This is a genomic window from Saccharothrix stipae (genome assembly GCF_054781895.1).
In genome coordinates this window covers 38,405-52,102 of the sequence record NZ_BAAGTN010000027.1, presented here as the reverse complement: position 1 = coordinate 52,102, position 13,698 = coordinate 38,405, and the positions used below count along the sequence as shown (strand labels likewise).

Here is a 13,698-nt window from a genome sequence, read left to right as displayed (position 1 = left end):
CGTCCGTGTTTGCCCTTCCCCGCCCTGTTCCGCCTCCACCGGCAGGGAAGGGGGGTGAGGACATGATCATCACACTCATCGCGGTCACGGTGGATCGGTTCCCGTGCGACCCGAAGACGTCGGACGAGGCCTGACATGATGTGGACAGGAGAAGTGTGATGCACCGCCCACGTATCAAGTACGAGCACTTACCGGTCCGCCACGGCGACGACTCGGTGCAGATCGGTGGCTCCCTGCCGGGAATCGCCGCGACGATCCCTGACCCGGACGGCACGGTGTGGACGCTGCTCACACTTCTCGACGGGACGCGCACGGTGGACCAGGTGGTCGCCGACCTGGTCCACCGCCACCCCGACGAGCCGCCCGACACGATTCGCACGGCGATCGACACGCTGGCCTCCTCCGGCTACCTGGAGGATGCCGACGAACCGCCACCGGAGGCGCTCTCCGACGCCCAGCGGGAGCGATTCGCGCGTAGTCGGGCGTTGTGGCGGTGGATGGACGCCGCCCCGCGCACCAACGGTTGGCACGCGCAGTTGGCGTTGCGGCAGGCGCGGGTCACGGTCGTCGGTGTCGGTGGGGTCGGCAGCACCGCGGCCCTCGCGCTGGTCCAGTCCGGGGTGGGGCGGTTGCACCTGGTCGAACCGGACCTGGTGGAGCTGTCCAACCTCAACCGGCAGGTCCTCTACACCGAGCACGACCTCGGCCGCGCCAAGGTCGACGTCGCGGTCGAGGTGCTGCGCCGGCACAACGGCGAAGTCGAGGTCACCGGCGAGGAGACGACAGTCGACGGCGTGGGGACGCTGCGGCGGCTGGCGGCGGGGTGCGACGTGCTGCTGATGGCGGCCGACACCCCGCACGAGATCCGGTCGTGGACCAACCGGGCATGCCTGGACACCGGCACAGCCTGGGTCCACGGCGGCTATCACGGGCCCAGAGCGGGCGTCGGGCTGTTCGTGCCCGGCGATGGACCTTGCTACGACTGCGCACGCACCGCCGCCGCGCGGGAACAACTTGCGGCACCGCCGCCGACCCCGTGGCCGGGCACGAGCGGGACGATCGGGACGCACGCGGTCAACGCCGTGTCAGCCGGGATCGCCGGGCACCTGGCCGGTCACGCCGTGATGAGTCTGATCACCGGGATCCCCCGCCTGCGGACGAACCGCCAGATCGGGTACAACCTCATCACGCTGCAGCACAGCACGTTCTACGAATCGCCGGAACCGGAGCCGGACTGCCCCGCCTGCGGGCGGTCCGCCGGCTGACCTGGCCCGTCGGCGCGTGCCGAGGCGAGATCCTCGGCACGTCGCCGAACCAGTTCGGCGCGCGGGTCGTCCAGGTCCGTCAGGATCGTGGCGGCCCGCCGCAGGTCGTGCACGGCCCGGTCGTCCCGGCCGGTGGCGGCCAACGAGACGGCCATCGCCTCCAACGCCGCGGCCAGATGTGATTCCGCGCCGCTGTGCCGCGCGTAGACCTCCGTAACTTTCTCCCACAATCCGATGGCGGTGTCGTGCTCACCCAATCCTTGTCGCGCGAGCGCCAGGTCGTCCTCGGCATAGGCGATGACCAACGGATTACCGGTGCGGCTGCGCAGCTCCCAAGCACGTTGGGCGTAGTCCAACGCCTCGTCGAACCGCCCACGCTTCGCGTTCACCAGGCATAGGTTCCCCAACGCGATGGCCTCGGCCGCGGAGTCGCCCTCTTGCCTCGTCGCCTCCCACATCGCCAGGTAGTAGTCCGCCGCTTCGTCGTAACGCTCCTGTGCCTCCCTCAGGCTCGCCAGGCCTGCCAACGCTCGCCGCCGCAGGACCTGATCGCCGGACCGCGCCGCTGAATCCAACACGGTCTGGAAGTCGGTCTCCGCCGCCGCCTGGTCACCCGCACTTCGGTGACTGTGCCCGCGCAGGACCCGGAGGAACGCCTCGGCCTCCTGGACTCCCGACACCCGAGCCGCCTCGATCCCGCGCGACTTCGCTTCCAACTCCTCTGGCCACCACGACCGCGGCCCCAATCCCAGATGGCGCGACGACAACGCCAACGCGATCACCACTTCGTGCATGCTGTGGTCCAGAGCCATGCGCTGTACCGCGGACAACACGACTCGCTCAGAACGCAACCACCCCAGCGCCTCCTCCCGGTCGCGCACCGGCGCCTGCACGACGGGAAGTTCCACAGGTAGCCGGGCTGACACTGGGTACACGAGACGATCTGCCGAGTCCGCCACTGCGGCATACCAACCCAGCAGGCGCGACGCCGCCTCCTCCCGAGCCACAGGTGTTTCGTCCAGGTCCGCGCGGTGGGCGGCATAGTCGTGCAGCAGATCGTGCATCCGATACCGCCGACGAGCCACCGGCTCGACCAGGTGCTGTTCCGCCAAGTCCTCCAGGACGTGCGTCGCGGAGCGCAGGTCGAGCGCGGCCAGGGCGGCTACGGCAGGTGCTCCGAACTCCGGCACCGGGTGCAACCCCAGCAACCTGAACACCCGAGCGTGCACCGGGTCGAGTCGGGAATAGGACCAGTCGAACACCGCCCGCACGCCACCCAGCCCGCGCCACGGCCCGTCCATCCCGATCAGGCCCCGTTGTTCCTCCCGGATCTCCTCCACCACGTCGGCCACCGACAGGAACGGGCGCGACGCCACCCGCGTCGCCGCCACCCGCACCGCCAAGGGCAACCGCGCGCACACCCCCACCAGTTCCTCCACCGCATCGGGCTCCGCAGCGGTTCGGGCCTCACCCACGACACTTTCCACCAGACGCACGGCGTCCACGGCGTCGAAGACGTCCACCGCGACCCGCCGGACCGCCTCCGACACCAACAACTCCGACAGTGCGCCCCGGCTGGTCACCAACGCCAGCGACCCCGCCGCGCCGGGCAACAACGGACGCACCTGCTCGGCGGACCCGGCGTTGTCCAACACCACCAGCGCCCGCCGGACCGTTACCAGCGATCGGAACAACGCGCCCTGCGCCTCCACGCCCTCGGGAATCCGCCGCTCCGCGACACCGAGCGCGGTGAGGAAGTCCGTCAGCACGACCTGCGGGGGCAACGGGGCGCTCGGACCGAAACCGCGGAGGTTCACGAACAACGTGCCACCCGGGAACCGGTCCTGGACGCGGTGTGCCCACCACACCGCCAAGGTCGACTTGCCCGCTCCCGCCGATCCGTCCAACGCCACGACCGTCGCCCCGCCACCGGCATTCCGCTCCGATTCCGCCAGCAGGGCGTCGAGAGCGGCGACGTGGGTGAGACGTCCGCAGAAATCGGGGACCGCGGTCGGTAGCTGTCGCGGCACCACTACGGCTTCCGGAGCAGGCACTACCACCTGATCGATCCGGCCTGCTTGCACCACCACGCCCTGGACCGTGCCGCTCATGTCGTTGCTGACACCACCATCGGCCATGAGCTCTGAGTATGGCTTGCAACTCCGCCAAAAACGGCCCAGAGTACCGATAATCACCCGGTCAGCTACCAGCGCCCCACGGGTCCAGCCTGTGACGAGCGAGCGGGCGTCGGTCTCGTCGTCAGAAGATTGCTGTGCCGGCGAAGGCCAGCAAGCCGATCGCGACAAGGGCGGACAGGAGCAGGAGGATGCGGGCCACCAGGCGGCCACGGTCGGTCGATGTCGTCATGGGGTGGTTCCTGTCAGCAGCCAGTGGATGGGAGCGGCCGGGTCGTCGTGGGGGTCGGGGGAGGCGGTGAGGTAGGTGACCACGAAGTAGTGGACGTGGGGGAAGTGGTGTTCCGCGGAGTGGACGAGATCGGCATGGCCGTGGGTGATGAGCCACGCGCGGACTGCGGCGGGGCGGTCCGGGGGCTGAGTGGAGTAGGGGTGGAGGGAGTCGGGGAGGGTGTCGCCCTTGGTGACGACGACGGCGATACGGCGGGGCGTGGCGGTGTGGTGCTCGGTGAGGGTCTCGGTGAGCAGGTCGAGGACGGTCTTGGGGTCGATGCCGGACGACCGCGTGCCGGCGAGGACGTCAGGGTCGGCGCGGGCGCGGACGGCGGGGAGGGCGAGCGGGTCGACGACGAGAACCACACCGTCGCTGAGGGCGAGGAAGGCCGAGTCGGCGATGCGGTCGGCGTCCTGCACGATCTCGCCTGCCGCGTCGTACAGGTGTAGGAGCCGGTTGCGCACCTGCAGGGTGTGCGAGACCGGTTGGCTCACCGGCGTGCGCGGTGGGAACACGCCGTCGGCGAGGAGCGCGTCGGTTTCGGCCAGCCTGCTGTCGGTGAACGGGTCCGCGGGGACGGCGTCGTGATCGGATCGCATGCGGGCGACCGCGGTGTGCAGGAACACCGACTTGCCGGCGCCGGTGCCGCCGACCACCGGGACGTGGCGCGTGGGCATCGTCTGTGTCGCGGAGGGCAGGGAGGCGTCGCAGCCGCCGCAGCGCGGTGAGAGACCGTTTTTGCCTGCGATCAGCAGTGTGGGCAGTCTCCGGCCGCAGTGGCAGGTGCGGAGGAAGGCACCCTGCGCGCCCGGGATGAGCTCGTGGTGCTCGCGACCGCAGGGGCAGACGAACACCGGGCGGGCGAGGCGGGCGTGGCAGCGCGGGCACTCCGTCGTGATTCCCCTCAGCGCCAGGGAAAGAGACTCGAACAGCCACAAGACGCCGGCGAGAAGTCGGAAACCCGCTACCACGGCGGTGAGGAACACCAGTTGCACCGACCAGGTGGTGGCCAACAGGACGAGCGCGATGGTGTAGCCGATGGCGAACCCGGTGCGCGCGGCGATCGCGAGGAACGGCACCGCGGGCGAGCGCGTGACGACCTGGGACTCGCGGATCGGGCGCACCCGCCGAAGCCCGTTGCCCGCGAAGCTCTCGTCGAGCTGGGTCGACATGCGCTGGTGCAGCGCCACGAAGCAGGCGACGCCGAGGCGCCGGTGATCGCGCAGGGCCGGGCCGGACAGGTACCGCCGGTCGGCGGGATCGGGCAAGGTGTCCAGCTCCAGGTGCTCGGTGCTCGCCCGAACGGCGAGGCAGTCGAGCGCTTCCCGGGTGACGACAACCAACGCCAACGTCAGGCTGAGCGCGACCGCGGCGGCGAGGACCGGCCCGCTGATCACGAGCACGACCGCGCCCAGCAGCAGGTAGAGGAAGAGTTGGGCGATCACGATGTGGTCCTCTCCGCGCCCCGGAAGGCCGGTATCGCGCCGAACTCGGCGAGCAGCCACAGCAGCGGGTCCTCCACCCGGTAGGGCACCGGTTCGCGCCTGCCGTCCGCCCGGTCGCCGAGCGCTGTCGCGGCGAAGCAGCGGTGGCGGCGGAAGGCGGTGCGGGCACCGCGGATGAGGTCCGCCTTGTTCCAGCGGCCGAGCCAGGCGGTGGTCTCGTGGTGGACGTCCACACCGTCGGACACCGCGTAGCCGCCTGTCCGAGGCACGGGTCGCAGCAGCGGCGACCCGGGGTCGACCATGTCCCACACTGTGTCCAATTTGGTCAGTACAACGGCCAGCGGAAGGCTGATCCGGTTGTCAGGGCGCAGACCGCGCGCGGTGCGCACGGCTTCGGCGAGCCGGGCGATCCCCGCGTCGCCAGGCTCGGCCCCGGGTTCGACGGCCAGGACGAGGCCGTCGGCGTGCGCCAGGCTCTCCGCGGTCCCGTCGGTGCTGTCGTGGAACGCGATCACCACCGCCCGCGCCCGCGGCCGGACGCGCAGGCTGACCAGCAACGGCTCGGGGCCGGTGGTGCGGTGCAGGACGGTTTCGGCGACCAGCACACGGTCTCGCTCGTGCCGCAGCCTGCTCTTCTCACCGAGCACGTCGAGGGACATACCGGGGAATCGGTCGTCCAAGTGTCCTTTCGCGACCGACCGGATGACCGACGCCAACCAAGTGCTCTTACCGGACCCCACCGCCCCGACCACGGCGACCACCTTCGGGTGGCCCTCGACGTACTCACGCGGCACGGCCTGCCCACAGGCCGGGCACACCTGGCGGGCCATCGGAGCACGCCCGTGCGGGCATTTGCCCTTGCGTGCGGCGGACACCGGGAATTCGATCGCGGTCTCGCCGCAGCGCGAGGCGCACTGCCTCAGGTACGCCTTGACCGGCGTCCGGGTGTGGCAGTAGGGACAGGCCGGGACGCGTCGGGTCGGGACGTTCCAGGTCGGAGCACGCACAGCGGTCTCCTCTCGGGTCAGGGCACGACCAGGAGGTGCGGGGCCGGGTGGGCGAGCGCGACGGTCTCGTCCAGGGAGAACGCGCGCAGGAACACCGGCCGCCGCAGGTGGCGCGGCACCCGGAGCCGGACGGGCTCGGACGGGCCGGGGGCGGGCAGCCTCAGGACCTCGACGCCGTCCTCGGGTGCCAGCGGGCGCGACCCGGACTTGGCGACGACCGCGATGTCGGGGGCGGGCTCCGGACCGTGCACGGTGACCAGCAGTTCGCCCCGTCGCCACCAGGCCACGCGCCGGACGCTGTAGCGCACCTCGCGCAGCCGGATCGAGCACACCGTGACCATGGGGCCGAACCGACCGGACTCCAGGACCGACACCCCGAACCAGTGTTCGCCGGGCAGGGTCGCGGTGATCCGCGCGCCCCGGCCCTCGTACGCCGACCTGCTGATCTCGAACGCGGTGGCCTGCGGGTCCAGCGGCCCGGTGGGAGGCCCGTCGAGCCGCCAGACCACCCGCACGTCGGTGGCCCACATCGGCCACTGCCACGTCAGCACCACCTGCGGGCCGAACCGCCTGGCGTGCAGGCCGCTGACCGGCTCCAGCGGGGGAGTCACCCGCGTTGCCGGACCGATGGCGGCGAGTGGGCCGGACACCGTGACCGGCACGAGCACCCGATGCCCTGCCAGTTCTGCCAGAGGGACCGAGGCCCGGCCCGTGTCGCTGACCGCGACCACCCTGCCCGCGACCACCGCGTCGGCGGCACGGAGAACCTGCGGCGCGGGCGCGACCCCGTCGTGCGGGACGCGGATCACCAGCGGAGTGCCGCTCTGCCTGGTCCAGGTCAACTCCACGGTGTCGCCCGAGAGACCGGCCCGCAGGTCGTCGACCTGGCGGGGGTTCCCCGGACACTCGCCGCAGACCACCAGGCCCGAGCTGTCCTGGGGCTCGCCGGCGCGGCCGGGGTAGCGGGCACGCACGACGTAGCGGTACTGCACACCGGGCACTACGGAGACGTCGTCGAACCGCGTCCCGTCGGACGTGGCGATCTGCGCGGTGTCGCCCGACGGTGCGATCCTGGTCACCGATGCCCCGACCGCTCCGGGAGGCAACCGCCAGCGGCCGTGCACCGACAGCATCGTCGACTCGACCGCCAGGTCCAGCACCTCGGGCGCCAGCACGACCTCCCCGCTGTGCGCCGTCCCGCCAGGGATGCCGTTCCTCAGGGTCTGCACTGTGTACGACGTCGGCACACCGAAGGGCGGCACGTCCGACACCGCCAGGGCGTCGGTGTCGTCGGCGATCACCGATCCGCCTCGGCTGACCCGATAGGTCAGGCGTCCCGCGGTCGATGTCGACTCCTCCCACGTGATGACGATGGCGTCGTGGTGCACCCGCGCGGACACTTCGGCGGGAGCCATGGCCGGACAACGGTGCAGGCCCGACATGATCGCGGGGTCGGTCAGCTCCCGGCCCGCCGCCAGGTAGCGGGCAGCCGCGTCCTCCGGCGCGGTGTCCTCCAGTTCGCGGGCAGCCGTGAGATCGGCGGCCAACCGGTCCACGGTCGCGGCCAGCGCGTCCCGGACACGCTCCCAGTCCCCGGTCAGCTGCCTGCTCGACAGCACCCCGAGCGCGGCGTGCAGCCTGCCGTCGGCGACGGCTTGCCGGTAGTCGGACTCCCAATCGGATCGGTGCGTGCGTCGGCACCAGACAGCGTAGGCGAGCGTGTCGGGGTCGCGGGGGAGACCGCTCGCGACACTGCGCTGCGGCTCGGCCGCCGCGAGGAAGCTGACCTCCTGGTAGCCCAGCAGCACGGCTACCGACAGCTCGGTGAGGAACTCGTGGCGCAGCAGAGCGCTCAGTCCTTCGGGCTCCTCCAGCGCCTGTTCGACGATCTTGAGCACGGTCAGCTCAGCCTCGACACCTGCTCCTCGTCGGGTCCGCAGATGTGCGCGCCTGCGCCGAAGTGCGTCGGCGTGGACGTCCGGGCCGCCGGAGGACAGGTTCCTGGTCAGGTACTCCCACAGGCTGGGGATCCCGAGGTCAACCAGTGCGTCGGTGATCCGGCGCGACCGGGACGTGTCCGGCGTGAAGTCGAGGCTCGCGGGCTCGCGTTCGACCGCCCGGTGCTGTTCGAGCGCGGCCAGGACGTCCGGGCGGCTCCAACGGCCGGCGGACTGCCGGACGAGGGCCGCGACGGCGGCGGCGGGCATGCCTGGCGCGGACCGCAGGAATTGGTCGACCACCTTGGCGAGGGCGGTGCGTTCCGCCGCTACGGCGGTCCGGTGCACCGAGCGCTCGCGCGGATCTGCCAGCGTCCGCGCAGCGGTCGGGTGCCCGCGCCGCAGCCGCTCCGCGGCCCGAGTGTGCTCGCGCAGTTCGGGCGTGCCCCACAGCGCCGGGGTGGAGGTCAGCGCCGAGTCGACCTCGTCGGCGGTGCAGTCGGCGGGCAGCCGGTACACCCGGAACAGGTTCCTGTGGGGCGACCACCCCGTCTCGACCGGCGTGATGACCTCGTCGAGGTAGGCGCGGACGTCGGCCTCGCGGAGTCCGGGAAGGTCCGTCTCGGCCATGTCACCGCCGCAGACCGGGCAGCGGTGCGACGGTGTCGGTGTCGCGACCGCGGACCTGGGTCTCGATCTCCAGCCGCGCGCCGTTGGCCGCGCGGGCGTCGATCCGCAGCACCCCGTCGGCGCGGAGTGAGAAGTCGAGCTCGACCGGGTCGCCGCGTCTGCCGTCCTGCGGCAGCCCTTCCATGGTGCGCTCGTCGAGCCGGAGGTGGTCGGCTTCGTCGTCGGACAGCACATCCGTCATGGACTCGTAGACGGCGATCCGCATCGTGGCCTGTCTGTCGCGCACGGTGCACAAGGTGTGCCGTCCGCTGGTGGGCAGCGGGGTGTTCGGGGCGATGATCCAGTGCACCGCGCTGCCGAGTGAGGGGCGAGCGGCGTCGCGCGTGATCAGCACTCCGTACCCCTTGGACGTCACGTCCACAACCTTGCGCGACTCGCCGGCAGCGACTTGGGCGGCGCCCTTGGCGACCACCAGTTCAGCGTCGGCCGCGAGCCGGGGCGCGGGTAGGCGCGGGAACGCCTCGTCGAGCCTTCTCGCCACGGCGGGCGTTCGTGACATCCCGCCGACCAGCAGGACGTCGTCGATCGTCGACACCCCGGCGGCGCGGGCCTGCTCGATGAGGTCGGCGGTGAAGTCGATGGTGCGGTCGAGCAGGTCGGAGGTGGCCTTCTCGTAGTCGCTGCGGGAGATCACCATGCGGTGCACGCGGCCCTGCGCGGTCCGCAGGGTCAGCATCTGCTCGGTGGAGGTCGACAGCGCGACCTTCACCGCCTGCGCCTGGCCGAGCAGAGCCGCCATCAGTCGCGGCGACGTCCGGGGATCCTCCTCGACGGAGACGTCACCCAGCTGGTCGAGGACGAGGTCGACGAGCACCCGGTCCCAGTCGGCGCCACCGAGACGGGCGTCCCCGCCGGTCGCCACGACACGGACCTCGTCGGGGAACATGAGCACGACGGTGACGTCGAAGGTACCGCCCCCGAGGTCGTAGACGAGGACCGCCCGACCGGCGGGCGTGCCGCGCAGGCCGCTGGCCAGCGCCGCCGCGGTCGGTTCGTTGACCAGGTCGAGCACGTCCAGCCCGGCGATGCGGGCCGCCTCGCGAGTGCGCGCCCGCTCCGCCGTCCCGAAGTAGGCAGGGACCGTGACGACGGCGCTGGCGAGCGGACCGTCGGCGGGCACTTCGGTGCCGAGCGTCTCGAGCGCGTCCTCGACGGCCTGCCGCAGGATGAGGGCCGAGATCTGTTCGGGCCGCAGGTGCCCGCCGGGGACCGCGACGGTGTAGTCGCCACCGATCTCGCGCTTGATCTCGGTGATCACCCGCCCCGGCTCTTGTACGCGCTGGTCGAGCGCGAGCTCACCCACCGCCGCCGTGCCGTCCGCACCGAGGTAGACCGCCGACGGAGTGGTTGCGCGGCCCTCCCGGTTGGTCAGCACCCTGGCCTCCCCGGCGCTGTCCACCACGCAGACGCACGTGGCGGTCGTGCCGAGGTCGATTCCCAGGCGGGGACGGTCAGCGCGGGTCGTCATGCTCGTCCTCTTCCCGGTCGTAGGCCTCGGTGATCTGCGCCGGCTGCGGCCGCACGTCCTCGGTGTCCAGCACCCACACGGGAAGCTGTCCGTCACGCCGCGAGACGCCACGGACCCGCCTGGGGAGGTCGAGGGCCCCGGGGTCGTTCGACGCGACGAGAACCTGGGGGACCTGGCGGCTCGCGTCGATCCGCGCCATCCGCTCCGCCGCGACCTGGTCACGGCCCAGGATGCGGACGTCCTCCTCGAGCTTCGCCGACCGCTTCAGCTTCTCCTGCTTGATGCTCTCCCTCTCCAGGTCCGTCTCCACCGCCGCGTTGATCAACTGCTGGCCGAGTTGCCTGCTCTGCTGCCGCAGCTTCGCGATGTGCCGGAACTCCTCGTTCATCTCGTCGGACTGGAACTTGATCGCCCCGATGGTGGTCAGCCGGGGGGAGACGTTCTGCTCCCGCAGCGCCTGTTCGACCAGGGTCTTCAACTCGGCGCGGACCTGGTTCTGATCGCTGATGAACTCCTCGATGAGGTGGCTGTTGGACACCTCGTTGAAGTAACCCTTGACCACCACACCGAGCAGGCGGGTGACCAGGCGCTGCACCGCGGCCGACTTGCGCACGCCCGCGGTGCCGTGCTCCTCGTCGTCCTCGCCGAACCGCTTGACCAGGTGCGGCGCGGTCTCCGGCGGGATGACGAAGGTCTGGGTCAGCTCGACCGACACGTGGAACCCGTCCAGGGTCACCTCGATCAGATCCAGTTCGGAGTCGTAGCGGTCGGCGCTGACGTCCTTGCGCCCCCAGGAGAGGATCAGTTCGCGCGAGGGAATCCGCACCACGCGGGCGAAGAACGGGTTGATCGCGTAGGTGGAGCCCCCCGGGAGCACCTCCGACTGCGGACCGAACTGCCCGCCGTTGGCCAGGAAGATCCAGGGGAACTGGAAGCTCTCGTGGCCCTCGATCTTCGGCGCGGGCTCGGAAGCGTTGACCGGGTGCAGGCCTTCGGTGACGATGACGACACCGGTCTCCTCGCTCTCCACCGACACCAGTCGCAGGTCCTCCGGCTCCAGGTAGTGGTGGGACAGCGGGACCGTCTCGAGGTCCAGGTGGTTCTCGGTGAGCACGTTGAACATGTCGGTGTTGATGGCGTAGTAGCCCCCACCGGGGAGCAACGCCTGCTGCGGTCCCTGCTGTCCACCGTCGTCGAGGAACTTCACCCCGTCCTGGAAGTAGTCGCACTCGACGTGCCGGGCGAGTGTGTGGCCGTACGGCATGATCTCGCCCACCTTGGCCACCACGACGCCGATAGTCCTCAGCGGGACGTAGGTGCGTTTGACGATCTTCACGTCGAAGACGGTCGGGTGGATGGCGTACTGGCCGCCGCTGTGCAGGACCTCGATCTGCGGTCCCTGCTGTCCGTCCTTGTCGAGGAAGGTCTTGAAGTCCTGGAAGTGGTCGCACGGCACGTGCCGGGCGATGGGCTGCCCGTGCTCGAGTGAGCCGCCCATCTTGGCGTGCACGATCCCGATCGAGTCGACCGGAATGCTGATCATGTCTTGCACATCCACCCGGAAGAGCCAGCGTGGCCGGAAGTAGATGCGACCGCCGCGCAGCAACCGGCTTTGCCGGTCCACCGCCTTTGCGAGGGAATCGGCCTGCCGGAACGAGCTGTACCTGCGGGTCACGATGGCGAACCGACCCAGCGGAACGTTCACGGCCGACTGCTTGACCTGCTGTACGACCAGCACGAGGACACCCAGCCCGGCCAGCACGAACAGCCCCGACACCACGAACCCGATGACGTCATCCACTGCGCCGCTCCTCGCTGATCCGGTCGTGCACCGCGGTGACCGTCATGCTCCAGTTGTCGTACCAGCCGTATGACCGCTTGGGTGAGCGCAGCGTCGGGAAGAACCCGGGGACGTCCCCGCGGTCGGCCACCCACGTCTCGTAGTCGTCCGATATGAAGCCCTGACTGCTCCACCCGAAGGCACGGGCCAGGGTGAACATCCTGTTTCGCGAGTTCTCCGGCAGCAGCGCTCGCTGGGCGTGGAAACCGTGCCTGCCGCCGGTTTCCTCCTGCCACACCCGGGCGAAGTCGCGCAGGAAAGCCGTTCCGACGTGGTTGACGTGGGATCGGGTCATCCAGCCCTCCTCCGACCGCCCGGCTGCCGCCAGCAGCATGTCGGTGGTCAGCCGGTCGGCCGTGACGAGATCACCCGCTCGCAATGCGGTCCGCACCGCCGCGATGAGCGCCGCCGTGCGGTCCACCGGACTGGTGGCGTCGTGCGTCCGAGGCTCCGTGCGCACCAGGGCGCGTAGCTGCACGAGATGGGCCGGACCGGGCAATGCGCTGGCACGCGCGTCGAGAAAGGCGTCCGGCTGCCGCGGACCGGCCAGGACGATCCGCCGGACGGGGATGCTACGCCATTCCGCGGCCTGTCTCATGTCGACGGTCTCCGGGGAGGGCCGGTCGGTGTCCAGGATCAGCAGCACACCCGCACCGTTGAGGGTGTCCGGAATGGTCGAGATCCGTACGGTGAAGCCGTTGTCCACCAAGAGTTTCCGAAGCCGGACCGCGTAAGCGTCCTGGGGTGAACCGCAGACCACCACGGACGCGGATCCCGATTCCAGTTCTGCGGCCACCTGGTCGGAGTCCGGCCGATCCCGTGCCCGTTTCGACAGCGCCAGCCCGACCATCTCGCGCACCTCTCCCGGCACCGCGCGCAGGTCCGGATCCGCGCCGAGGATGGCCGGGATGACCTCGCCCGCCGCGCCATCGCCGAACGGCCCCCGCCCGGTCGCGGCGTAGAAGACCACGCAGCCCCACGCGAAGATGTCGGACTTCACCGACGCGGTGCTGCCTCCCTTGACGAGTTCCGGAGCCTGGTAGGGCAGGGTTCCCATCACCTTCCCGGTGCTCGTCAGGCGACCGATGTCGGCGACGGTGGTCGCGATGCCGAAGTCGATCAGCACGGCCCGTGTCGGGCCGACCATCACGTTGGAGGGCTTGAGATCCCGGTGGACCAGCCCTTCCCTGTGGATGTCGCGCAGCGCCCGCGCGGTGTCGCGGGCGAGCGAGACGACGCGCTCGGCGGGCAAACCCCTTCCGGGCACCGCCAAACGGTCCAGCGCCTGTCCCTGAACCACCTCCGTGGCCACGTAGAGCGGGTCGCCCACCGCTTGTGAGTCGACCACCGTTGCGGTGTAGTCCGAGCGCACCGCCTGCGCCGCCGCGATCTCCTGGGTGAACCGCTTGCGGTACACGGGATCTGCTGCGTGCGACGAGTGGATCACCTTCAGGGCCACCCGTTCTCCGGACGACTCCGCCAGGTACACCGTTCCCATCCCACCTGATCCCAGTCTGCCCAGAACCCGGTAGGGCCCCAGGCGTCTCGGATCACCGGGTCTCAATACCTCAACCTGCGCAATGACCATTCGTCACCTTCCGGCACACGAACGTCCCCCCGACGCGTGCCACGCGCGG

The 13,698-nt window shown here is 70.6% G+C and carries 8 protein-coding genes; 1 reads left to right on the top strand and 7 read right to left on the bottom strand.

The genetic code is table 11. From position 1 onward, the window contains the following. The first annotated feature begins 158 nt into the window (after nucleotides 1-158). Nucleotides 159-1,265 carry a HesA/MoeB/ThiF family protein gene (locus ACYVLT_RS37705; RefSeq protein WP_461124942.1) on the top strand — a complete coding sequence of 369 codons (1,107 nt, stop codon included), beginning with the start codon at nucleotides 159-161 and terminating at the stop codon, nucleotides 1,263-1,265. Here the strand turns inward: ACYVLT_RS37705 and ACYVLT_RS37700 are convergent. The 7 genes from ACYVLT_RS37700 to ACYVLT_RS37670 are packed head-to-tail and all read right to left on the bottom strand — an operon-like array spanning nucleotide 1,208 to nucleotide 13,649. Then, nucleotides 1,208-3,613: an ATP-binding protein gene (locus tag ACYVLT_RS37700; RefSeq protein ID WP_461124941.1), complete on the bottom strand. Its 2,406-nt coding sequence runs from the start codon at nucleotides 3,611-3,613 to the stop codon at nucleotides 1,208-1,210. The genes ACYVLT_RS37705 and ACYVLT_RS37700 overlap by 58 nt on opposite strands. Before the next feature lie 15 nt (nucleotides 3,614-3,628). Continuing rightward, a complete protein-coding gene (locus ACYVLT_RS37695; protein ID WP_461124940.1) occupies nucleotides 3,629-5,119 on the bottom strand; it encodes a TRAFAC clade GTPase domain-containing protein in 1,491 nt (496 codons plus the stop codon). After that, the gene (locus ACYVLT_RS37690) at nucleotides 5,116-6,126 is read right to left on the bottom strand and encodes a hypothetical protein (protein ID WP_461124939.1); all 1,011 of its coding nucleotides are present in this window, start codon (nucleotides 6,124-6,126) and stop codon (nucleotides 5,116-5,118) included. Before ACYVLT_RS37690 ends, ACYVLT_RS37695 begins: the two co-directional genes overlap by 4 nt. Nucleotides 6,127-6,143: 17 nt before the next feature. Next, nucleotides 6,144-8,693 (bottom strand): hypothetical protein, encoded by a 2,550-nt coding sequence (locus ACYVLT_RS37685; RefSeq protein ID WP_461124938.1) that lies wholly within the window; start codon nucleotides 8,691-8,693, stop codon nucleotides 6,144-6,146. Between the two features lies 1 nt (nucleotide 8,694). Next, the gene (locus ACYVLT_RS37680; protein ID WP_461124937.1) at nucleotides 8,695-10,221 is read right to left on the bottom strand and encodes an Hsp70 family protein; all 1,527 of its coding nucleotides are present in this window, start codon (nucleotides 10,219-10,221) and stop codon (nucleotides 8,695-8,697) included. Then, nucleotides 10,205-12,022 carry an SPFH domain-containing protein gene (locus ACYVLT_RS37675; protein WP_461124936.1) on the bottom strand — a complete coding sequence of 606 codons (1,818 nt, stop codon included), beginning with the start codon at nucleotides 12,020-12,022 and terminating at the stop codon, nucleotides 10,205-10,207. The genes ACYVLT_RS37680 and ACYVLT_RS37675 overlap by 17 nt, the downstream gene beginning before the upstream one ends. Continuing rightward, a complete protein-coding gene (locus tag ACYVLT_RS37670) occupies nucleotides 12,015-13,649 on the bottom strand; it encodes a protein kinase domain-containing protein (protein ID WP_461124935.1) in 1,635 nt (544 codons plus the stop codon). Before ACYVLT_RS37670 ends, ACYVLT_RS37675 begins: the two co-directional genes overlap by 8 nt. Nucleotides 13,650-13,698: the final 49 nt, after the last annotated feature.